This is a genomic window from Undibacterium sp. YM2 (genome assembly GCF_009937975.1).
Classification (GTDB): Bacteria; Pseudomonadota; Gammaproteobacteria; order Burkholderiales; family Burkholderiaceae_D; genus Undibacterium.
Map to the genome: position 1 here is coordinate 24,742 of NZ_AP018442.1, position 25,116 is coordinate 49,857.

Below are 25,116 nucleotides of genomic sequence, written 5' to 3' on the forward strand. Positions count from 1 at the left end.
CATCGATCTGCTCGAACAACTCGCCCATACCAACGCCGACCCTGCGCTCCTTGCGCAGTTGCAGGCCATGCTGGCCCAGAAGGACGAGCTGATCGCTGCGAAGGATGCCCAACTACACGTCCTGCAGAGACAGCAGGATGCGTTGAGTGCCGCTGGGCACGCCAAGGACATCAAGATCAATGCACTTACGCTGGAACTGGCGCATCACAAGCGCATCCGTTTCGGCAAGGCCAGCGAAGCCTACAGCGGCGAGCAACTGGATATGTTCAACGAAACCATCGATACGGACCTGGCGGCGATGGAGGCCGAACTGGAGGCGCTACAAGCGCCACGTCCGGCCAAGCCGCGCAGCCGTGCCGGTCGCCAGCCGCTGCCCAGCGAACTGCCGCGCATTGAGTACCGCCATGAACCAAGCTCTTGCCAATGTGCAGCCTGCGGGCGCGACCTGGTCAAGATCGGCGAAGACGTCAGCGAACAACTTGATGTCGAACCAGCACGCTTCTTTGTGCATCGCCATATTCGTCCTCAATATGCCTGCCGTGGCTGCGACACGGTCACCGCTGCGGCGATCCCGCCAGCGGTGATCGATGGTGGCCTCGCCGCTCCCGGTTTGTTGGCCTGGGTTGCGGTCAGCAAGTTTGCCGATCATTTGCCGCTGTACCGGCTGGAACAGATCGCCGCCCGCCAGGGTGTGCCGCTGGCGCGTTCTACGTTGGCAGGATGGATAGGTAAGCTCGGCGTGGTATTGCAGCCCTTAAGTGAGAGACTGGCCGAACTGCTGCGGCAACGGCCTTGCCTGCATGCCGACGAAACCCCGGTACGCCAACTTGATCCCGGCCAGGGCAAGACCAAACACGCCTATTTGTGGGCCTATCGCTCCAACCATCTGGACCAGGGGCCACCCATTATCGTGTTTGACTACCAGAGCGGCCGTGCCGGTGCTCACGCACGCGCCTTCCTCGGTACCTGGCGCGGCCATCTTATGGTGGATGACTATGCCGGCTACAAGGCACTGTTCGCCGATGGCGTGACCGAACTGGCTTGCCTGGCCCATGTGCGGCGCAGGTTCTTCGAGCTACATGCGGCCAACGGCAGCCCGGTGGCGGCCGAGGCACTACGCCGCATCGCAACACTGTACGCCATTGAGCAACAGGCTGCGAGCGAGACGGCCGAAGCGCGCCTGCAACTACGGCAAGCGCAAGCCAGGCCGGTACTGGTTGAACTGCATGCCTGGCTGCAGACGATGCAACAAGCTGTCGCACCAGGCAGCGGCACGGGCAAGGCCATTGAGCACGCACTCAAACGCTGGCCGGCGCTGGTGCGCTATATCGATTCGGGCACGCTGCCGATCGATAACAATGCGGTCGAAAACGCGATACGTCCGATTGCCATAGGCAAGAAGAACTGGCTGTTCGCCGGCTCAGAACGCGCCGGCCGCCGTGCTGCCGCCATTCAGACCTTGCTGTGCACCGCCAGGCTCAATGGCCTTGATCCGATGCAATGGCTGACCAGCGTCCTGGAACGTCTCCCGACATGCCCTAACAACCAGATCGATTCGCTGCTGCCATTTCCGAACTCTACACAGCTATAACTTCTTTTTATAGGTGGGGCGGCTGGACGCTTACGAAAGAGTTAATCAAATTTGGAATGTAACTTGGGCCAGATTTTTCTTTAGGAGACGTTGTTCCAATATGTTCATCCGCCATTTATCGAGACAGCACTTTTCCTGAGGCTCTCAAATTGTTCACCAAGTTCTCGACGTAGTTCCTTCCGAACTAAGGATGCGGTCAAGCAAAGCTTTTCTGTGAACAAACTAAACTTTGTCAGTTTATGATTTTGCGATCATTGAAATTTTTTTCTTGTTCGGATATTACTCAGCGGTTCAGCAAAGCAATACCCGAACTTAAGGAAATCCAAAGTAAATGTGCTAGCTGGCGGAGGAGTCAACAATACTAAATTTAATTATTAATGCTCAGGTAAAGCCACTGGCAGGCTAGCATTGATACGCATTAATTTCGAAAATATTGTTCTTGACATTGCAAAATATTTACATAACTATATGACAAGTCGGCTAACTTCTAAAGTACATCTATCGTCGGCATTGTTGTTAAATTCTCGTCGTGGTAAGCGGTCCATACTAGCACCTAGGGGAAATATGAACTATCGAATTCGATTCACCAACAATAACGCGCGCAAAGTTCAGGTTGCCGTATTCAGCAATGCAACCGAAAATTTGGAAATTGCGCCCGGCAAGACTGATGACGTAACGAGGATGCCTGAAGGCATGAGTTTTACCTTCTACTGGCGCGACGATGGCGCACCCTGCCGCCTGTGCAACGATTCCGGTTGCAATCCTCACGAAATGATCATGCCCAGCGCAGATATCTCTATCGTAATTCCAGATCCGAACGGCCGATGGCCGAAGCAAACTATCTAACTTTGCACGGCTGGCCGCGCCAGTCTTCCTGTTTTCCTGATCGCGCTGCCGTAAGGCGGCATTGCTGTTTCGCGCCCTCGCGCAAGGCAATTGGAGAGTCGCGTGCCAGTCACAATTCTTGTCGGGCCGCTCAGCGGCACTAATGCCAATCTTTATCTCAGTGGTGATTCCACAGGGGCACTTGGTAAAGCGGTGGTGGACGGTGCGGTGAACCGCAGTGAGATTGTTGTTAACCAGTTCTTTATTGCCGCGTCCCCGGATGTGGCGGGAAGTTTCTTCCAGTTTGGATTCGTCGCCCCAGTGCATATTCCCGGAGGACTCGTCGAGCAGGCGGTGAACAACGCCACTACCTTTCGCACTGGCGAGCAGATCGCCTTCGAACTCCGCGCTGTTGCTAGCGACATCAAGGCTAAGTTTTATGCCTTGCGAGACGAAGGGTTGAGGCGGTTGCGCAGCGTCAGGCTCAACCGTACAGGGGGGCTTCGACGTTTTTGGGGATTAAAAACCTGGGGGCGGCCCAAGCCTATGCCGGGGCAGAATTGCGACTGGCAATCGATGCCAGCGTTACCGGCAACGTCAACTTTAGTGTCGAAGTTGCCCTGCTGGCGCACCTCTCCATAACTGGCATCGATACCGTTATACTTAAACGTTCGCTTGGAATGGTGTTCACGTACCGTGACACCGCAACTCTTCATATCGACGTCGACAATTTTAACGTCAGTCTGCCGCGATTCAAACTGCCCGAGCTAGCAATGCCAGGTGCTGGCTGGAAGCTGGTGATGCCCACAGTATTCGCCGGAATTGCCAGGGCGGCGCAGTCGCTTGGCACACAAGCCGCTGTGGCGTATCGGGAAAGCAACGACAGGCCTATCAGCCTTGCTGTCATGCCGTCGCCAGGAGGCGGCCTGGATTGGGCGCTTGTCACGAATCAGTTCGATATAGGACAGCCGTGGGGTGGCCAGGCCGCAGCGTTGGCCACGATCGAGGCGGATTTCCTGCTCGCCGGTGCGAGTATCTTGCTGCGCGATATGCGCGTAGCGCAAGGCACCAACCTCAACGTGGTCGATGGTCAGGCGCAAATCCAGGCGGCCAGCAATCCGTCTCCGATATTCGACGCGGCACCGCGCATGCGCCGCATCGGCCCTCTGGAGATCAGTTGGCAGCGCATCACCATGCAACCAATCGTCGCAGCGACAGGCGGTGTTGGTGAAGAAGCACCGCCCACGAACGCCAGCTTGCGTTTGCTGATTGCCTTCGAACGCTTGAGCATATGCGCGGTCAATGACAGCGATGCGGTGCTAACTTTCAGCGGTTCGCTGGAAATGGATCCCTCCGGTACACGGCTGGTCAGCCTGGAGTTGATCATGCCCAATTTCCCTCTGCTGAAGCTCATAGCGCAGGCTGCAGATGAAGTCGTGCGCGCTGGTGCCTCTGTCATCCAGGTGGTATTCGATCTCGCTGTCGCCACGGATGCGCAATGGCGTGCGCTGTTCGGCATATTGGGCCGCATTGCGACGGCGGTTGGTAAGGCAGCCGTGTTTGTGGACGACATGGTGTCGAATGCTGCGGGTGCGCTGGCCGAACTGTCGGCAGGTGCCCTCGCCGCCGGTGCGGAGCTGATCGGCAACCTGCTGCAGTCGCTCTCGAACATGATGACGATAACCGGGCTGGACGTGCAGTTGCGTATCGGGACCTCGCCTCTGGAGCTGCAGCAAATCCTGATCAGCCAGCGCAAACCGAGCGGCATGTCGAAGGTGGGCGCTCTCGGCTTTTCGTTCACCGCGCCGCCGGTATGGCGGCCCGGTCTATTAATCGACGTGGCTAGACACCCAGGCGCATTCCTGGTATTGAGCAGCGCGGACGTGGACGCAGCTACAGAGGTCGCTACATTAAGTACCGATCTTTGGCTCAAGCGCACCGGGAACGGCGGAAACTCCCAGACGAGCGCCCTGCGCGATGCGGACGGCGAGACCGGCGATGCGCCAGAGGAACCTCTACTCAAGCTCGCGCTGACGCGCGCGGCAGGAACTCCAGCGCAAACCATGATAGTGCTTGCAGGATTGCAGCGCGGACAGCCGGTCTTCTTCAAGGAGTTGAAAGGGACGGTAGCGCCGCTTACCGGCAGCAGCGTCGTGCTGGCCGGAGACGACTTTGACTTGGAGGATCTCGATACCGGCTTCGATGTCGACGTCACATTCGAGTCGAAACGCGTACTGCCGCTGCTGGGCATGGGCGAACCGTCCGAAAACACGCCAGTGCCGGGCGGCTTCCTCAGCAAGCTGCAGAATTCACTGTCGAACGTCGTGTGGGTCGAGAGTTGCACTACCGATGGCAGCCTGGCCGAGCGCGCGGTCACTGTCAATCTGGTGCTGGGCCTGAAAGCAGCGGGACTGCAGACCAGCATTACGCTCGAGGGCAAAATTTCGCTCAATACACTTGAGCTGACGCTCGACGCCAGCGACGTATTCCCGATTCTCTCGCCACGCATCGAGGAAGAAGCCCTCGGCCTGATCTGGATCGTCGAACAAACGGATGACACGGCGCGTAAGATTGATACCCCCGTCAAAATGTTCCAGCTGGCGTTCTCGGGCGGCCAGAGCGGTTTTGAGCTGAACCATAAAGAAGCCCGTATGGAACTCCACTTCAATGGCCTTTCGTCGGACGGAAAGGGCGTGGTGTTTGAGGTGACAACGCTGAAGATCGGCCCGGGCGGACTAGATTTGACGGCAAAGGTCAGTGACCGCGCCGTCAAGCTCAATGGCGTCGATGTGCCGTTCCGCTTTACTTCAGGTTCGCTTGAAATCAAGGCCGGCAAACTGGTCAAGGCCAGTATAGGCGGGCGCGGCACCCTCCCTCCAGCGCTGATCGGTGAAGCTGACTGCAGCATTGTGCTGGACTTTGCCGAAGACGGTGCCAATGGCATCGTCCTGCAGTCCGGTAAGGTCGAACTGGATAAGAAAAACGAACCCATCATTTGCCATGCCTCACGGTTCACCCTCACGGTCACCGACCTTGACCTAGCTTTCGTACGTGACGGAGGATACCATTTCTATTATTTGGTTACCGGTTCGCTACGATTCACTCCCAAGGACGGCGAATTCAACAGCGGACTGCTGCAGTACTTGGATGGTGTGGAGTTGGACCTTGAACGCACGCCGTTGTCGGCCGACCCGCGCGTACTGGCCAAGCACATCTCGTTTCAAAAAGCCCTCAACCCGAAAAAGAGTTTTAACCTCTTCAATCTCTTCACTTTCGAGCTGCGCGGCTTCGGATACCATCCTGCCTCGCCGAAGTTCGATGGCAAGCCTGCCGTCAACCTCTCAGGCCAGATCAAATTTGTCGAGATCGGCGACATCATGCAGCCATCTATCGACTTCCACGGCTTGTGGATCGCCCCGCCTGCTGAAGGTCAGTCGCTGCCGCGCATCAAGGCGGACGGTCTGGGCATAGACCTTAATTTGAAAGGCGCGATCCGAGTGCGAGGCACCGTCATCGCTGTCGATCCAGACACCAAGACAGTCGAAGGCGGCAAGCTGGCACCGGACGGCTATAACACCTACGGATTCCTGGGGCGGGGTGAATTCGATATCCCGGGCTGGGGCAGTATGGGCGCAAGCCTGGGCTTTATGGAGCTGGAGCGTAAGGATAAGCCGGGCGAGCGACGTAAGTCATTCTATTTTTACGCCGACCAGAAAAAGCTGGCCATCGAAATTCCAACCGTGGTCTGGAATTTTTACCTGCGCGAAGCTGGCTTTGGCCTGGGGTTTCGCTATACACTCGACGCCATCGCCGCCGCCGACCGCCAGCCTTCCGTTCCCAAGCTGATCAAGGCGCTGGACGACGTGGCCAAAGTCCAGGGCGACCTGCACAAATTCTCAGCGTGGAAGTCGGAGCCGGAGGGTGACCGGGTCACCTTAGCTTTGAAGGGGGCGATACAAGTCTACCCTGCCAGCAAAACATGGGATGAGGAGGAGGAGGAAGCGGCCCAGAATCCTTTCTTGTTCGACCTGGTGGCGGCCATCCGCTCCGACATGACGCTCTTCATGGGGTTGCGCGGCTGGATCGGCACCAACTACATCGATTATCTGAAAGACAAGGATAATCTTCGCTCGAACCCAGGCTTGCGTGGCTACTTGTACATTTCGGCCCCGCAACAGCGCCTGCTTGCACGCATGATCGGCGACAGCAAAGGGTATATAGGCGATCGCTTGCCGGCCCTAAAAAAAGCGGAAGGCAATGGCGACGATCCGCCACTGCGGCGCGCCTTGAAGTCGGTCGACTGGTCGGCAACGCTGTTCATCAAGCCCGGGCTGTTCCACTACGAACTTGGCTGGCCCAACCAGCTGGTAGTGCGTCTGTTCGATGAGAAGAACATGCGCGTGACAGTGCGAGGGGGGATGATTTTCCGCGCTGCGGACGATGGTTTACTGTGGGGCTATAACATCGAGGCCGACGCCTATTTCGAATTTGGTGGCCAGTACCAGGCCGGCCCGATTGGACTGTGTGCGCGCGCGACGCTCACTGCGAGTTTGGTCGCCCGGTTGTTGTGCTACCTCACGTGGCGCGTAAAAGGTTCGCTGGTGTATGGCTTGATTGCCCTTGACGCCACCTTGGCCGTGGCAGTGCGGGCCTGGATGGAAGTCGATCTGGGTTTCACCAGCTTCAATATCGACATCGGATTCACTGTAAAACTGCAGTTCTCCGCCGCCGTGGAAGTCGCCATTTCCACCGAAGGCGTGGGTGCTCGAGTGCATGCGCGCGTGGCCGTGTCGGTCTTTGGCTGCACGCTTTCGGTCAGCGTTGGATTCGAGTTTGGCACCGGTCAGCTCGAAAGTGCCCGCTCCCGGGTCCAGCGCTTCTTGGCGATGTCGATCACGGCCGAAGAGCCGGATACATTGCCCGAGCAAGCCAGCAAGACCGGTGACCAGCGGATCGAGGCGGACGCCCAGCATGCGCAGGCACCGCTGAACGCGGTACCACCTAAGAAGACTGACCCAGTGGTGCCGGGGTTACCAGCGGGCAGCAATCGTTCCTATCTGGGTGAATCACTATGCCCGACCGATTTCTGGCTCGCCTTGCGCAGGGCCATACGCGCGCCCGACGGCACCCCCGCGCCGGCAGGCTACGGCTATGCCGTGCTGATACCGCGCGAAGCGCGCCCCGTCAAACCCTTGCTGCGCAAAGCGTCGGACAGGCGCTGCGGTTTCTACGCCGCGGGCATGGCCTTTGCCGCGGACGGCCTGCGCGACGAGTCAACCCCCTCCTATAGCTTGAAGATTACCGCTGCCGTCGCGAGTCATCCCGCCATGCAACTGGTGGGCCGGGTCAAGGCCAACAGCGGCGAGCTCGTACATGACCTGTACGGACAGGCAGCAAAGGTGGTCGATATAAGCACCGGGTGGAACCGGCCCGTCGCCACTGTCGATGGCGGCACGCTCACACTCGGCTATTTGTTCGACGAGTGCTTCCTGTCCGATACAATCTGGAAGGGCGACGCCAGCAAGTTCTATCGCATCACCGAGAAGTGGGCGGAACCTGCGCCACGCGCCTACGGCGAAGCGCAGGCGGTCGTAGCCGGTTCCGTCGAGGAGCGCAGCGCCCAGCGCGACATGGTACAGCGGCAACGCGAGACCACTGCACGCACCAATCCCGTGGTCGAAGCTGTGCACCAGGCACGTTCCACTGTCATGGCCATGTTCGTCCAGCAGTTCGAAAAACTCTGCGAACAAGGGCTTCCAGCGGCCGGAGGCAATGCACACGTGCGCGACGTTGGTCTGCTGTTTTACGGACCGCTCGATGCACTTGAGGCGCTCGCTGGTGCCACTATCGAGAAACTCGAAGGTATGGCCAGGCATGAAGGGACGATTACCCTCCTGAACCCACAGCAAAACTGGTTCGAGCGCCAGGATCCGGTCCTCGGGGCCGATACCTCTCGCGTCGACGCTGACGGGATCAAACTTGACTGGGTCCTGCAAACCCGCTTTACCGGCACTTCGCATGAGCATTTCTTGCACCATTACGAGATTGTGCGGACGTGCGAGGGTGCCGAATTCAAGCCGCGGACGATGCAGGTCAAGCCGTCGGCGACGATCGGCGGCGCGGAAAACGGGGAGGTAACCCTGCTGCGTCCGGAATGCCAGTTTGTCGACGATCTGTCCGACCTCACTGCCGAGCTGCGCAACGCACTGCTGCCGCACAGCGACGACAAGCTGGCGCTGGAGGGGGCCAAGGCCTGGGCCAGAATCTACGGCGACAAGGAATCGGTCAGCGTCACCTACACCGTCACGCCCTTCGACATCGCCGGTACACCCGGCCTTGCCAAGTCCTTCTTGATCGACATTCGCAAACCCAAGGCGCCGCTGCGGCCGGCGGAAGCAGAGCTGCGATTTATTGTCAAGAACCTCAACGGCAAACCCAACACCGCGACGCCATTCATCAAAGGCACGCCACCAGCCGATGCGCTGGCTGTACTCATCGCGGTCAAGGACGCTTCGGCAAGCAAGCCCGGAGACGAAATCAAACGCTACTATCACCTGATTGCCGAGCCGGAAAATATCAGCCCGTCAGGGCACTACGGCAGTGATGGATTGACCGAGCGGCGCCTTGGTATCGGCAACGCGGACGGGCACAGCGCCGCGGCCATGGTGTGGAAGCTGGAGACCGACGGCGGCCAGTTCATCAAGGTCACCAACCCAGACGGCGAGATCGCCCGGGGTGGCACCGACCTCGACCCCATTGAGCCGGACCACGATACCCAACGCAAATTCCCATTATGGTGCTGGCTGGACGGCGAGGACCTGGGCGACGGGCTGGACCGCGCAGAAGCTTTGTTAAAAGGGCGCCATCCACCTCCTTTGGTAACGGACGATGGGGAGATCATGGCGGATTTCCTCGCCAGCTTGTGGCGTCGCGTCGGCAGCGGCGAGCGCGTCGCGACACGTTTTACACTGGTGACGGTGCAAAGCCTTAAGGTGAAGAATTCGTTCACCGGCAAGATGATCACCGTCAAAAGCTACTCGAAGCCGACACCGGTCGCCATCGAGATGCGTATCGAACCGCGACGTCCGAAGCGCATCCCCGGTGCACCAGCCAGCGACGACTATGAAATCGGCTTGATGCGCCCGGAAGCTTTCGAGTGGCCGGTACACTTGGAATTCCCTGCACACCAGCCTGGTCAGGTTCGGGTGCACAGCGGCTTTGCCCGTTTCCGCGTGCCGGCAGCCTATGCTGTGCATCGGGACATGATTGAACGCCACCCGCCCTTGCTAATGCGCGATCCGGAGCGACGCTTACTGACATCGCTGCAATTCGAGGCCGCACCACGCCTATCGTTCGATGCCGGTCTGGGTATGCCGGATGCCGCTCATGCGCGAACGGTGGCTGGCTTCGATGTGCATGAGCTGGACGTTGACGAACTGGCGCCACTCGACACCGTGAAGCAGGAATTGGAAACCAGCGTTGCCCCGTGGCGCCGGGCCCGCCGCGTAGCGCGGGTGGAGCGCGTATCCCCGGAAACGGCACGCCTGATGCCTGATGCGAACAAGGACTGGCCATCTTGGCTGGCGCATTATCCAAGCCAGACCTGGCGCCTTATCAACCGGCACCTGGTACCAGCCGGGCATTCGCAGCCAAGGCTCGCACCTTGGTATTCGGCGGCCGAATCGACGGTCCGCTTTCCCACTCGGGTCGTGCGGATGCGGCTCATGCCAACTGTTGCGGAGGGTCATGTCAGCGATCTGCTGGCTAAGGGACTTCCCAAGCGCCTCGAGGCCAGGCTGGTTGCGAGGCCACGTCCGGACCTCGACGTCGCAGCCGCGAAGTTGGCGCAGGAACGCGCGGCCGATATTGTCGCCAACAGCAAGCTGTTGTTGGCGCACGTGTTCCCATGTGCCACCTACCCGGGAAGCAGGCTTAGGCTGACCTATGCGAATGATAAATCCATCACGACCACGATCACGCGCTGGAAAATGGAAGCATTCAACGCCGCCTGGGTGCGCGGCACCCTGCTACGCTTGGCGTGGGAGCCGCGGCTCTCCGGCATTGACGGGCATACAGCGTTCGCCTGCAAGGATGTCATCTTCGAGTTGTTTGTCGATAGCATCGTGGAGGGTACCGAAGCCTCAGCATCTACTCACGTTGCCATACCGTTGAAGCTGACGAGCGAGACCCATCCATTGCTGGAGGAAGTTTTGGGCGCACTGGAATACAGCTACTCGAACGATCTGTTATACCGCCGTTACGTGGTGGCGAACCAGCCGGTGCAGCCAGTGGCCGCCAAGGACCTGCCATCGTTCTTGTCCGATACCCAGCGGGAAACAGATCCGTACGGCTGGTCGGTTCTGCAATGCCTTGGGCTGGCGCGGACCTTCAAACTGTTCGACAAGGAACAAGACCGTTTTGCCGACGCGAGCGAAGTACATGCGCTCGTCGAACCAGTGCTGCGCTCTGCGGTGCTCCGCTACCAGAAGCTGGGAACGGATCTCGGCCAGCCCTTCGTCGAAGTTCTGCTTCAGCCAGGTCGCGACAGAAAGGCCGGCCCCTTCGACGCGATCTTGCGAGACGGCGACATCGAGCCCGAGAGCGACGCACTCGACCTCAAGGATGAAGGCCTAGCGATCGCGCAGATTTCGCTGCGGCCCAAGCCTGCGGCGGGCCGCTTGTACACCGTCATATCGCTGAAGTGGGAAAAGGCAAATTGGCCACGCACGCTGCTCCCCGGCCATAAATTACTCGGCTATGAGCTGGAATTTTCCACGACCACGAGCAACTATGAGGTGCTCAGCGTCGAGGACGACAGGATACTAGACGTGCTGGTCGGCCAGCCGGCGCACGTCCCGCTGAGGCGATGGCCCGTGTCTCTCGCCAGTGCCGAGACATGCTGCGAGATGCGTTTTTTGCTCCGGCATGCCACCATTTTTGGGCTGCCCCGGCTACGTGCGATCGTACGCAGCGGGAACGGGGAGGACGCGCAGATCGCACTGATGACTCTGGCGGAATTGAAGAATGTTGCCGAGGATATCGTCGGCTTTCCCGAGCATGGCGTCGACATGGCCCTGGAACCGATCGACACGCCAGCGGCATCGCAGTGTGTGAACGCATTCGGAAAATTCAAGGCGCTCAGCGCCGATCAGTGGTCCAGTATCATGACCGCCCCGGTTACCGGAGACAATACCAAACCTGCCGGTGCACCGCGCAGCACCGACCTTCCCCACGCGGCGGCGGCCCTTGCCAGCCTGCGCGCCAACCTGCTGGCCAGCGCACCGGAGCTGTTGTGGCCGGGCAAAGACGGTCCGCTGCGCTTTGCAGACTGCCAGATTTTCATGTCTGCCTATTTGGACTGGTGCGACCGCCTGCTGGAACACGGTGCAGCGCCCGGGCCACAGCCGCGCCACGCGGTTGCCATTGCGTTTGCGGCGCCGAAGGGGGGCAATCCCTTGCATCTGGCGGCCAACAGCAACGGCCAGATCGGCCTGTCGCTGCTACATTCGGACAGATGGGCGCATGCGCGCGCATACGCCGTGCGCCCCACTCCTCGCTACCAGAACCTGGCGTTGGGCGCGGGTTACTTCCCCGATCAGAGCGACAGCGAGCGCCTCGTCACACCGGCCCTGTACCAGGGTGACAAATTCAAGTTGCAGGTCGGGTACGCGCTGGCGGTCTCACCACGTACCGAGCGCATCGAGCCGCCGGTCATCCTGGGTTCGCGCTTGACCGATGCGCAGGAGTGGGAACTGGTGGTGGCGCGCCATGGCGAAGAGGCGCTTGCGTTCAGCAACCGGCCTTTGTTCGCCCGCCTAGGCACGCAAGGAACAGCCATCAGTTTCGTACGCGAGTACCGCAACCACAATTGGCCCGCACGGTTGGCTCACGTCATCGAAGGAGCAGCACCCGATGCGATCATGTACCCGAAAAGCGAGGCCAGTCTTCCGGTGGGGGTGCCAGCCAATGCTAAGGTACTGAGAGGCGGCGACCTCGGTGATCTGGCGGACAAGTTCCCAGCGCTCTGGAAAGGTGCCGACATATGGCGCATCGGCCACCTGCCGCCGCACTATCGCGTCTCCGCTCTCGGCGTGGCCCGTGCCGGCATCGTCGTATCGCGGGTGGTCGGCGCGGTGCAGGACGCCACGCCACGGCGCGCGCTCAATGTTGACCAGCGTGGCGACACCGTATCTCTTGGCAAGCCAACACTGAGCGTCGCGGACATCGGGGGCGTACGCGGGATCCATATTGGCGGACTGCGCCTGATTGCGCATGCCGACATCGCCATGCTCGATTCGCTTCCGTCTGCTCCCGACGAAAATGACATCGTCTGGTGGCCTGATCCCAACGTGCGCTACACCCTGCTGCGCCGGGGGCCAGCGCCGAACCAGTCCACCTTCGAGGAGGAGGATGCGAGCGTCTCGTTGGTCGCCGAGGGTCCCGTCAACGGTTCGACTGCCGCAGTGGTGGTGCGTTGCCGAGGCACCCGCTTCGTGGAGGCCGCAGCGAGCCAGGACGGTGACGTGCGGAAGAACCCCGTGGTCACGTACAGCACGAATCGGTTCGACCTCGGCTTTGACCTCAAGTCGAAGGATCGGGATCCGGCCGCAATGGCACGCAGCATTCGCCTGCCGGCCGCTAACGACTTGCTGACAGAGCGCCGGGCCTTCAACCGCGCGGCCACGAATTTTGCTAGCCTGTCCGCCAGCTACGAACTTGTACTGAAGTCGTTCCAAAATGCACCGGACGACCATGCCATGCGCAAGGCATGGCTGGAACAGGAGTACACTATTCTGTTGAACAGTGTGAACGGATTGACCGACTCCGTCGCAAGAGAAGCCTTGCTGCCCGTCCTGGACGTGTACAAAACCATCATCGACGCACTTCCTCCAGGTCCGATTGAAGTGATTCCGCCCCAGCTCCTCGAATTACGCTCGTTTGCAGTGATGGCCCAGGGTTTTGACAACCATGTCGTCATTCATGAAGCCAACTTCACGCTGACTGCAACGTTCAACAATTTGGAAGTGTTGACGGTGCACGCCTTGCCCCTCGCCATCGAGGAGATAGAAGTGCGGGCCAGCGGCCATCCCGCTGGCGGCACTGCATGGGATAGTCCTCTCTGGGTCGCCTGCCGCGAAAGGCTGTTGGGCGCGGCGAACCGCTTTGTCGTACGGGCTGTCGACACCCGCAACGCGATCCAGAAAAATGGTAACGTCTGGCAGGTACCGGGCGAAACAGAGGTTGAAATTGCGCTCCCCGTCTTTGCGCAGAAGGAGAATCAAGTATGGGTATGATCGACGATCGGACCGATGAGCCCCTGCCGTTGCGAGTTGTTACTCTGGCCGGGCCTTTGATTGGACGCGGGGAGAGAGCTCGCCACTTGTGGGCGCTGTCGGCAGCCGCGCCGTATTTTGGTGCCCGCTACGCGCTCGACGCGGCAGGCAACCGGATCGGGGTGACAGCCGACCATGTGCATCCATTGCGCGTGCTGACTGTGGATGCACCGGACAAGGACAACTGGCACCGCCCGCGCCTGTTCGATATCCACCTCATCGTGGGCGCGACAGGCAAGCATTATCAGAAGGCGCTGCGCGAACCGGATGAACCGGAGGTTGATCACAATCTACTGTCCCTTGGATGGGATACGGACGACTACATTCTCGGAGCAGAGTACGGAAAAGTATTGCGAACGTTCCCCGAGCAGCAGCATGGCACGGCCCCGACGGCACCATTCGTTCATGTCGTGGCCGATGCGCTGCCGAAAGACACGAACCGCTGGCCGGAGCCCCCTGGCGACAAACACAGCTTACCGATTCCGCCGTATTCGCTGGTCGCCGGACGTATCGGGCTGCAGGTCAATCGCAAAAAAGCGCGAGCGAAGTGGATCAGCGACCTCAAAGTGGGCGACCCGAACGATGCGGTGTGGGCGACTATGTGGCTGGTCCAGGACGGCATCGAGTTCGAGGCCGAGTTGCCGTTGCCCAGCAAGATGCAAGGCCTGCGCGGGCGGGTGCTCCTGTACGCCAGCCAGGGCCAGAAGGATGAACCCGAATTCAAGCTGCGTCTGCTTGAAGCTGTGGCACCGGATGCATGGATGGCGGCCTGGGCCGCGATGACGCCGCAAGACAAGGAGACAGCCGTTTTGCCCGGCCTGCGCGTGACAGCCCGGCGAAGCGGCGCGGTGCCTGCTTTCGAATGGACGCTGCAGATGAAAAAAGGCGTGCCCGACCGGCTCGCAGACTCGGTCGATATCCCCGCGCAAGACTGCGAACTGGCACTGGTCAGTCCGGGCGAGCCGGGAAGAATCGATGGTGTGGCCACGCTGCGCAATGCCAGGCTAAGCGGGAAGCGTGCGGGGACAGATGTGGAACTGTTGTTCGAGAGCGGAACGTGGGTTGGCAACGAGCTGGAACTCGTTGCCAACCCGGGCGGTAGCAAGCTCAAGTTCGGTACCGGGCTCTCACTCGATCCGGACCTGCACCGTCTCGCAGGGGACTTGCGGGGCGCATATGGACTGTCCGCACCCCCTCCTGTTCCGTACAAGGCCGACACAGGGCAGTCCCTTGGCGCAGCCTATGGCCGACCCTTGCTACCTGCCTTTGTGGCGCTGGACGATGGCTGGCTGCAACTGCCGGTACCGAACCTGGGGCCGCTCGATACTGAAAGCGATCAGGTGCTAGCTGCAAAAACGCTCGCGGCTGGTCAGCCGGCCAGCGTTCTAAATGGATTTTTGCGCTACCAAAGCACGAATATGGCGCGGGGACCGGAGTCTGCCGAAAGCACGGTACTGGCCAAGCCGCCTGCAACGCCGCCGTGGCAAATTACCATCGAAACTGCCGCTGCTGTGAAAGCCACGCTCACCATCAAGCCGGGGGCTGCCGCCAAGCTGGCTGACGCGAGGGTACAACTCAAGGGTGTCACCATCGCCACGCGCGGCCTGTTGTGGGTATCGGGAGACTGCCCGGATGCGTACGAGGGATTGCCGCGTCTGGGCGCAGGCCCTGGATCGTTCATCGATGTTGCCATGGCCACGCCTGCACCTCCACTGATCGCGCCTATTCACGCTGGCTTGCGTGAGTTGACCTTGTCCATTCCGAACCCCGACGACGATCCCTTGCTCGATTGGAAGGACCTCACCTTGTCCTTCAACACCGGCGCGCAGCGCTGGTCCGAGGAGGTGATCAAGCCTGCGGAAGCGCTGCGCGAGCTGGAAGCATGGAAAAAGTGCATTGTGGGCCTGGCCAGCCCCGGATCGACGGTTCCCTGGCCGGCAGTCGCATGGCTGCGCCATGCAAGCATGCCACTGGTCGCCACCATGCCGATGACGCGCGCGGCAGGATCGCCGCGGCCGCTGGAGAGCCGCGATCTGATGCCGTTTGCCTTGTTCCAGCCGGTGCCCGCTCCCCAAGACGCGCCGATACCGCTTGCGAGGCTGGTGCGCAATCCGGTCAGTCCCTTGCTGAAACTCGCACTCGATGGCTCCGGACTTGACCTGACAGGCGTGGCACGCTGGCCGGGCAAGCCGGTCCCGCTGGCCGAACGAGGTATCGCTTTCGCCTGTGTCGGCTTGCCGGGGATAGAACTGTCAGGGACCCGGCGGACGCCGCAAAACCAACTGCTTGGTGCTGCGCGCTTCGACTTGCCGTTGCTCGACGAAGCATTCGCAACCGCCTCCCTCCCGCCTGGCACCGCCGATGGCGCGAGCGCCGACGCGCCGCCGATACCGGTTCCCAGTGTGCTGGATTGGCCGATATTGTGCGACTATTGGGACGAGCAGGAGCGCAAACATCAGAATTGTCGCGTCGCTCAAAGCTATATGAGCGACTACACGGCACTTGGCTCATCCAAGCACTTTGTAGCTACCACTCTGCTGCATGGCACTACTTGGAATCCCGAACTACGCATCGACGAGGGTGAAGGTCCCTTGCCTTATGGTACTTTGACACTGGACCAGGACACTCTATCGGGTAATGCCGCCCTGCTCGGATACACGGGCCACATCAGCGCCGCGGGCGGCGAGTCAGTCGATATCGTCGGCTACAGTCCCGCAACGTATACCTCGAATGGCTACGAACTGGATAATGCCGGAGCAGGTGCCCTGCCGGCAGAGGCTAGCGGCCTTTTGATCAAGCGTCCGGTCAACTTTGACGGTGCTGGGCCGAGTGCATTCTTGGCCACACTGGCCAGGCCGCTGGAAGTCGAAATAAACGGTATCGGTTTGCAACTGTGGTTCAAGGATGTGCTGTTTCTGGACGAAATCTTGGCGCGGTTGCCGGCCAGTCCGGGGAAGAACGATTTCAACGGCATGTTTGATGCCGCGGCGCTCGCCTGCCAAGGCATGGAATGGCGCTTCGCCGATGCCGGGCCGGAAGGCGGCGCGACGTTGTTGCAGGGCCGCAGCGAAATTGCATGCGAAGGTTTTTTGCTGGAACCCGTCCATTTGCAGAGAGTCGAGCTGGAAGCGGGCGAATTGTCCAAGATCGAGATTGTCTGCCGGCTCGACCTAGTCGCTCAGGCTGGCGCTAGCGGTGCCGCTGGCAATCTGATCACGCTGGCGATCAGTGTGCCGCGAACCGGCGGCCCGGCGGTTGCCAATTTTCTCAAGGCGGACCTGCGCTTCGTGCTGCAGGCCCTTGACGAGAAACAAGAGGAGCGCCGGATCGTCATCGCCGCGGAACTGCAAGCGGGGAAGAGATTGGTCCTGGCGGGGAAGAGCCTGGACGTCGATATGGGCGGAGTGCCGTTCAATGCTGGCATCCCGCAAATCAGCTCGGGTCCACCAGTGCTGTCCGGAACTGTCATCATCAGCGTCACCAACCCGTCGAATCAGACCGGCAAACCGGGCGAAGCGTGGCTGCGCATAAAGACAGTGATGATCACCACCAGCCACGATTTGGCTGACGGCAGCCTCAAATCCCTAGTGCCGCGTCTCGAATGGAACCGGCAAGTCAGCATCCATCCCGTGGGGCCGGAACAAAAAGACGATCTGCCCATCGTGCTGTGGGAGTCCAGAGGTGACCCGTGCAGACTGTTCGGTTACCTTCCATCGCAAGCATTCGCCGATTTCAAGGACGACAATAGTGCCTTGATCATCCAAGCGGGGGAGATTTCGGCACGGCCGGTATGCTGAGGACCACCCTGATCGCCCGGCTCGACACAGGCATGCAAGCGCAACCAGGTAGCATGGCCTTGAGTGCAGGACGATGCGAAGGAACACTGATCCAACTGAGCCCAAAGACTGCCATCGAGGGCGAAGGCACCTTGGTCGGCAAGGGCATAGCGTTCAATGATGCAAGCCTGCTATTCGCACTTCAGGCGAAAAAGGCAGGTGCCAAATGGTCTGGCGAGGCAACCATCAGCGCGAAGCTCACGGCGAAAAGCGACATCGAGTGGCCAGCGGCGAAATCAAGCTCCGTCATAGTACCTGTCCCGGCCGACCCCAAGCCAGTGTCCGGACGGATTGCCGTGCAACTGGATAATTCGGCGACAGCGACGCATACAGCGACCTGGGAACTCAACGACCATCCCGTCGCAATGACCCTGGTTGCGTCGATCTTGAAGCCGGGTTCAACCGCGACCTGGCTGACAGTAGCGGTCGTCAGCCATGCTCTCGAGCGCAACGGGACGGCGCTCGCGTGGTCAGGCGTGGAGGCAGTTGCGATCGGACGAACCGGGGGACTGATTCCGCGCCCTGCCGCGAATGCGGAGGCGGACAGCTCGACGTTTGCAGCGCGCTACATGGCAAACAAGGCTGGCGGGGGCGATGCGGGTAACGATCCGGGTATGCGCTATCGGGGCCTTGGAGCCAGCGCGACTGTTCTGGAGGGCGCACTTGGAGCGAAACTGCGCAACGCTGTCTGGACTGCGCAGACGGCCGATGCCATCATGATCGGTGGTGGTTTTCTCGGTATTCTGCGAATCAACCGGGACGAGGCGGCACCTTTGTTGCGCCTGCCCATCTTGGCCGGCCTGGGCAAGACGCTGGGACAGTGCAGCGAAGTTTCGCAGACGATCGAAGTGGCCTGGAATGACAGCGCTGCCGCTCGCCTCGTCGCGCACACGCGAGCCACAGTTGCGTCGCCGTCTAATTCGTCGTACGGTGCCCTGACGGCAGCATTGGCCAACGGAAAGCTGGCCGATGCCAGACTGGTCACTGCCGCATTGGTAGAACAAAGTTTCGACACGCGGGCCACCAACGTGGTTTATCCACTCGCGACCACCCCGTTTTTCGTGGCGGCGGCAGTATCTGTACACCAGCTGTTCGAGTCCATGGATGTGCCCTTCCAGCATCCTGAAGCCCTGTCGCTGGTTTCGGGGGCGTTCCGCACCGATGGAGGGGGTGTTTCGATGGCGGCTGCGATCACCATGCGCAACTCACCACCGCAGTCTTCCGAGGAACCGCAGCTTGTCAAGGTATCACAGCCTGCGCGCCTTTGGGTCCTCGGCGATGCTCTGAGCGACAGCGAGTGGCGAGGTCCGCAGGAAAGCGGCGAGAGTCTGGCACCGCTTCTGCGCAAACACGCGATGCGGCGTGACGTGGCACCACGTGCCTACATGCTCAGTCAGTCGGACGGCACGGCAAGCGCGGGCCTGGTGGGGGCGCTTGCACTAGACCAGTTTCTAGCGGCGTCTCCTGGGCAAAATGTGTTTGCCGACGCTTCGCGTGGTGCGGCCGCGCTGCCAGCGTCAAACGGTATTCTGGCCTGGCTGTCGCCGCCGCAGGAAGGGCGTAGCGAGCCAATCCGCGATGTAAATGACAAGGCACCCTGGGTGCGCTCTGGTCTGGCCGGGCTTACCCGCTCCATGCACCTGCCTGCGCATGCCGGTTCAGTTGTCGAACTCGCATCCAAGGCCACCACACCGAGATTGGTCTGGGTATCTCAAACTCAGGTGCCGCTCTACCTGCCTTTGCAAACCCTGCCGCTCGCTGGTCCGCCGATCGGCTGGCTCAACGACGCAAGCCCGCTGGTGCGTCTGCCTGCGGACGTGGATGTTGCCGGAGCGCTTGCCACGATTCACGGCAGCGCAGCCACAGGTCGCTCCGTCCAGCCATTCTTGCCGGCGTTGGCCAGTACCACATCGGTGGGTGAACGCGCGGGCATTCTGACCTTGCGCCGAGCACGCTTGCTTACCCGCCTCGATGCGGACGCCGCTGCTGGCATCTTCGCGTTCGACCCCACCAACACGCGTTTCGGCGCTCCGGCCCAGGCAGGTTCGTCGTTCGCCCGTAAGCTGCGCACACCACGGCCAGGCCCTTTACCACAGAATGCCGACTTACTCGAGCGCGCAAGTTCCGACCGGCGCATCCAGGCGTCGGCTGTTCATCGGCTACAGGCATTTGCCGCTTGGCGAAGCACCGCAGATATTGTGCAGGGTACCTCGGCACCTTTCGACGTGAAAGAAGTCGTCGCCTGGAGCGTCACCGTTGTTGCCAGCCCGGGGACCAATGGCGTGGTCAGTGAGCGTTGGAATGGTGCTCTCAAGGTCGAATGTCATATCGAAATACTTACCGTTAACGCGGTAGATTTGTTCCCAATTAAGCCGCTAGAAGTATTCGCTCGCCTTCTGCTGGAAAATATCGATGGCGCTATGAAAACACGGGCCAGCCTGCACGTTGGGGACCTTGATATCCCGATGCGCTGGTTCAAGGTCAGCGAAGTGGACGCCGAGTTCAAAACCATCAAAACCATACCTCTCAAGCCCTTCAACCACGGCGCAAAAGTGACCGTGATACTCGACCCGCGCCAGAACCAACACGAGGACCCGGTACTCCCCCTGGATGCTCTGGTGCAGGCTCTTCGCCAGCCTGGACCGCTGCCCGCCATCGAGTTACAATGGACTGTGCATCCCGAGCCCGGCACGCCGCCGGTATTAGAAATCTCCAAGTGGCTTCGGCTCGACGTCCCCGTCGAGGGACAGGAATCGCTGGCTTCCGGCTGGAGGCGCGCCCCGCTGACCTTGCGCACCCCACTTTACGCGGTAACGCAGGAACGCGGCGCCATGCCGCTGACCCAGGCAACGCTGATTTTTAGCGATCCGTCTTACAACCGCGATCTGGCTGGGCCACCGGTTACCGAGGCAGCGCGACTTGCACTTTTGCAGCCCGCGCCGCGCCAGTCCGCGCGCGGGGAATGTGTGTTTTCCTTGTCGGCCGACCGCGGCAAAGTCCAGCGTCTTGGGGTCGTCACGTTCATGGCCGACCTGCGCTATGAGCGACCGATGGAGGATATTGCCCAGGCCTTCGCCGAATCCGAGAAAGTCAGCAGCGGCGGTGACATCAAACCTAAGGAAAAATTTGACCTTAAAACCTATACTTCGGAATTGTGCGCCAAGCTGGAGGATCGGAATGGAAAGCAGCGTAACCTGCACATCTTTAGCAAGGAAATAGTAGAGCTGAATCTGGCGAAAGTGTACGAACTACCGCTGGCGGCGCTGCGCGAGGCGGACGGAAGTCCGGCGCGCTTTTCAGCTGGAGACATGCTGTGTCTTAAAGTGAGCCTGAAAAAGGAGCGGGAAGTAGAGCTGTGGAATGATGAGTATCGAAAATTCGATCAGGTCAGATTGGACTGGAAGGGCGAAGAGGCACCAAGCCACACCCTGCGCATTAACATGACCGACGAACCCGTGGTCGAACCGCCGCCAGCGCTGTATGCGACCTTGCTACGCACAGCAGGCGATAACGAGAAGACCTGGCGGATCGCAGTTCCCCAGCATGCGCAGTCGCCACTGCCGCGCCGGATAGACCTGGTCGATCCGGCGAGAGGTTTTCGCTTAGGCCTGATGCAGCGCCACGCCGATTTTGTCTGGTACATGAGCCGTCCGGCCACTGACCTTGGCCCGTCTTCGCTGTACGTTATTAAATCGGACCGCAACGGCCAGCTGTACTTGCCGGAGTCGCAAGAAGAGTTCCTTGCGCCCGCAACCGGTCTCCCAATTTAGCCAATAGACCACATCATGAATCGATTGCTCGACTTCATTCTCGCGCTGCCCCGATTTCCTTTGTACTCCGCGGTGCGCCTGCGGACTGTACTACTGCTTGCACGCCGTGGTAGAAAAGGATGCGCACGAAATCAGCCTCCTGCGACTATGCCTCGCAGCCTACGGTTGCTGCGATTACCGCCCGAACGTCCAGAATGTCAAGAGTACAATCGGATAGGTGATGTAGACGTTGTATGTGGGTGGGTGTTTCTGGTCATGGTGAATGGTCTGCAGGCGGCGCGACTACCCCTTGCCAAGGAGCTGAAGAGCTGCATTTGGTACTGGAGGCGTTGGAGCGATGGGGACCTGCAGTCTAAAATTCTGCCTTTGGATCCCTCTATCAATATGGAGGACCAGTGTAAAGAAGTGACGATGTTGTGAGTATTGTGGAGGAATCTTAGAATTTCAGTGCCGGAGCTGTCGCATGTGCGATAGTGAGTTCTCGATATACACCATGAAAGGTTGGATCATGCCAGATATCATTTACCAAGTACCCGTAATCGCCCAGTCTAAGACAATGAGCTGTTGGGCAGCAGCTACAGCGATGCTGATGTCCTGGAAGCAGGGCTTTGTCATCTCGGAAGATAGGGCCGCGGAAATCGCGGGTAACAATTTCTTAATCGCCTTTCGCACGAATCAAGGTGTTACGGGCGCTGAGATCGCTGAACTAGCACAGCAACTGAATCTCATTGCAGAGCCTCCCAGCTCACTGTCGCCGAAAGGCTACCGTTCGTTGTTGTCGTCAAAGGGCCCGCTATGGGTGGGAACCGCTATCTTCTCGGCCACGGCACCTTATAGGCACGTTCGAATTCTTACTGGCTTGCGGGGTCGAATGAAGATCCCGATCCTGTGCTAGACGTCATTGACCCTGACGGTGGACGCAAATATGGGGCACATGTTAGCCAGTTCGCACTCGAACTCCAAGAGATTGCGCGTCAAGATCTAGGTGCACAGCGCGAGCTGCAACCGCAGATCATTCATTATCCATAAAAATTTAGTTCTAAGGGAGGGAAGCTGTAGGACTCAGGCACTTGTTTGTATAAGATATTTATGAATTGAGTCCATTTTCTTCACAGATTTCCATCAACTTTTGAGAACCCGTCATGGCTACTATTAGCAACCGCAGCAACTATCTCGTCACCGTCAAGAATCGCGCAGACCTCCAACAGAGCTTCCCCTTCATCCAGACTGTCAGGCGAGCCTTCTTGTTCGCACAGAAGTCTGACATACTACGTGAAGAGCAAATTCAAAAAATCACGTAATTAATGTATTCAGTCTAAACCAACCAAATACGCAAAAAACAATGACGTCAAGGTTTAACCCAAACACAAATCCCTATGCGGATGAAATTTTACGGCTAGTCCATACACCGAAGTCACGATTCACTACCCTCGAGAAAATGACTTCTGCTGCCGTCCTTGGAGCTAAACTTTACGGCCTGGAGCTTTGGGAACAGCCTCATATATTGAAAAGCCAGCCCCATGGGAATCTCTTTATTAGTCAATACGGTAGCAACAACCTCGTATGGGTGGAGGTTCTTTTTGTGAACGAGAAGCATGAGGTTACAGAGCGATTTAGAGGCCTTGAATGGTGGTCTGATTGGATCGAGCCTAAATTGGGAAGACTTCATCTCATAGCACTTAAAGCAGGAGATAATGGACTAATTGAGCTGCATAACGGTCTATGGCAGCACGATTCATTGGAGCTCGTTACTTCTCGCTTCGCGCAAGACACAGTGTCTGACTTCGAAAAAAATTCATCAGAACCGATTCAACGGCGGACAGATGAGGAATCGTCTGCAGCTTTCTTTGGACTAAGCTCAATTGGGGACGGTGGAAGTGGAGGCTTTGGAGGAGGCCGTGGTGGAGGCGAAGGCGGAGGGAATGGTCCAGAAGGCCAAGCACCTGGAGCCGGAGGTGTTCGAGAAATGCTAAATCATCCCGTGCTGTTCACTTCAGACAGAAAAACACTACGGTCTATTCTGGAAAATACATAATAATGAAGCCTTTAGACTGCCCCTCTGATGCTCTCCCTCTCCTGGCGTGCAAAGTTGCACCTCGTCAGTTTGACCTCAGCTATCGATTCTCGAGCATAAGTTTACGCGACCAAATCGTCCGCGCTCAAACACTAATTCGCGCCCTGTTTGAACAGGGCTTGGTTGCTCGAAAAAACGATGAGACTGATAGCAATTTCCAACTACTTATAGTCGGCGCTGGAGCAGCTGGACTCGCGGCAGCAAAGGAGGCTTCAGCGTGCGGCCTTAGCTTTGTAATCATTGAAAAATCAGAAAATGCGCCAGGTGGAGTGTTGCGCAGCAAAGCGCAACGATATGTCAGTACCGCAATGTATGAGTGGCCTCACCCAAACCACACGCAGCACGCTTTTCCGCTTGCTAGTCCGAATTTACTCGGCAATATGCGTGCTCCGTCCCTCGAGCTAACTATTGAGAAGCCTTTGACTGTTCAAGATTTTGGCAAAGTTTTAACTAGAGCACTAGCACCGAGTCTAATAGATTGGACGGAAAACGGAAAACAGCTTCTCACAACGAAAAACTTATCATCCCGGGAGATATTTTTCGCCAATACATCTTTGGCTGAGCAAACCAAGGGAGAACTATTGGATACGTTGGCTGGCCACATCAGCATTCACGGCATACCCTTAAATGACACAAATCTTCCCGAAGTCGTACTCGAAATAGCCGGTTTACAAGCCGATCCATTCAAATTTGAATACATTATTTATGCGGTCGGATTTGGCACCGAGACAAGAGAATATGCCGAAGACAAAGTTCCTTACGATGATTACGAGCATGTTTCGTTCTGGGAACCAGATTTAATCCTTGACGATAATTTAGGTTTTTGTAAGCCTCCTGCTGTGGGCATACTGGGTTCTGGCGATGGCGCTTTACAAGATGCTTTGAGATGTTTGGTGGCCCCTGAGTGGCCTCACCCACTTGCCATTTGGGATGAAATCTTAGCGCACAAGCAAGGGAGTAGGCCCCCACTCAAACACTCACGCCATATCGACAAGGCATTGGCGAAGGTTGGTGCGGCAGATGGGTACACCATGGGCGGAGCTATCTGGACCTCTGGGAAACATATTTTTGAATCCCTTGACCAGGTCTTTAAGGATATCGTTTCCGAACTCGTAAAGATTGAGGGATATAGGCTACGCCGCGCCATTCGCTCAATGCTTCGTAAGGACGTAAAAAAAGTAACCATTGTTACTCTCAAGGGCCACTTTACGAAAGCCTATGCACTTAATCGTTTTCTTGTACACCTATTCCACAAAATACTGGAACCTCGTGGCAAGAATAGTCAATTTGAAATTCTCTCCGGAGAGGTCCGCTCATTTGGAAAGATAGACGGCAACAACAGGGGGGCGGAACTGGAAATTTCACAGCTAGGAGCTCCAGTCTCAACTCGAACTTGTGACCTCGCTCTCATCAGAGGCGGCATCGATACAACAACAGCTCCCACCCAACTTGTCGGGCTTACAGGCATAGACACAGGACGGGCGGAATTGGGGCGCATTCCACCCGCTATCCGGTCCATTGGGGAGCAGCACTAAAGACGATGACTTTCCCTTTTTGCAGCGACCACTCGCGGCTCAGTATCACGAGACCCTGTTCGGCACGTTCCCGCCGGCCGTCCCTTCACCGTCCTTCATGAGCGCCGCCGCCGTGGCTGGCTGCGATATCATACAAAAAACTTGGCGGAATG

The 25,116-nt window shown here is 58.7% G+C and carries 10 protein-coding genes; all 10 read left to right on the plus strand.

Annotated features, from left to right (window positions below; translation table 11 throughout):
* Position 1 precedes the first annotated feature (1 nt).
* A complete protein-coding gene (locus UNDYM_RS29795; protein ID WP_162044937.1) occupies positions 2–1,591 on the plus strand; it encodes an IS66 family transposase in 1,590 nt (529 codons plus the stop codon).
* Between the two features lie 564 nt (positions 1,592–2,155).
* On the plus strand, positions 2,156–2,437 hold the full coding sequence (locus UNDYM_RS29800; RefSeq protein WP_162044865.1) for a hypothetical protein: 282 nt from the start codon (positions 2,156–2,158) through the stop codon (positions 2,435–2,437).
* 102 nt (positions 2,438–2,539) lie between these two features.
* Entirely contained in the window at positions 2,540–3,058 is a 519-nt protein-coding gene (locus UNDYM_RS29805; protein WP_162044866.1) for a hypothetical protein, read from the plus strand.
* Complete coding sequence (locus UNDYM_RS29810; RefSeq protein ID WP_162044867.1) at positions 2,977–13,710, plus strand: hypothetical protein; 10,734 nt, start codon at positions 2,977–2,979, stop codon at positions 13,708–13,710. Before UNDYM_RS29805 ends, UNDYM_RS29810 begins: the two co-directional genes overlap by 82 nt.
* Complete coding sequence (locus tag UNDYM_RS29815) at positions 13,701–17,546, plus strand: hypothetical protein (protein ID WP_162044868.1); 3,846 nt, start codon at positions 13,701–13,703, stop codon at positions 17,544–17,546. The genes UNDYM_RS29810 and UNDYM_RS29815 overlap by 10 nt, the downstream gene beginning before the upstream one ends.
* Positions 17,540–21,355, plus strand: a complete 3,816-nt coding sequence (locus tag UNDYM_RS29820; protein ID WP_162044869.1) for a hypothetical protein — start codon at positions 17,540–17,542, stop codon at positions 21,353–21,355. The genes UNDYM_RS29815 and UNDYM_RS29820 overlap by 7 nt, the downstream gene beginning before the upstream one ends.
* A gap of 508 nt (positions 21,356–21,863) precedes the next feature.
* A complete protein-coding gene (locus tag UNDYM_RS31435) occupies positions 21,864–22,250 on the plus strand; it encodes a papain-like cysteine protease family protein (protein ID WP_162044870.1) in 387 nt (128 codons plus the stop codon).
* Between the two features lie 247 nt (positions 22,251–22,497).
* The gene (locus UNDYM_RS29830; RefSeq protein ID WP_162044871.1) at positions 22,498–22,656 is read left to right on the plus strand and encodes a hypothetical protein; all 159 of its coding nucleotides are present in this window, start codon (positions 22,498–22,500) and stop codon (positions 22,654–22,656) included.
* A gap of 137 nt (positions 22,657–22,793) precedes the next feature.
* Positions 22,794–23,390: a hypothetical protein gene (locus UNDYM_RS31285; RefSeq protein WP_162044845.1), complete on the plus strand. Its 597-nt coding sequence runs from the start codon at positions 22,794–22,796 to the stop codon at positions 23,388–23,390.
* A gap of 2 nt (positions 23,391–23,392) precedes the next feature.
* Positions 23,393–24,964 (plus strand): NAD(P)-binding protein, encoded by a 1,572-nt coding sequence (locus UNDYM_RS29840; RefSeq protein ID WP_162044872.1) that lies wholly within the window; start codon positions 23,393–23,395, stop codon positions 24,962–24,964.
* The last annotated feature ends 152 nt before the right edge of the window (positions 24,965–25,116 follow it).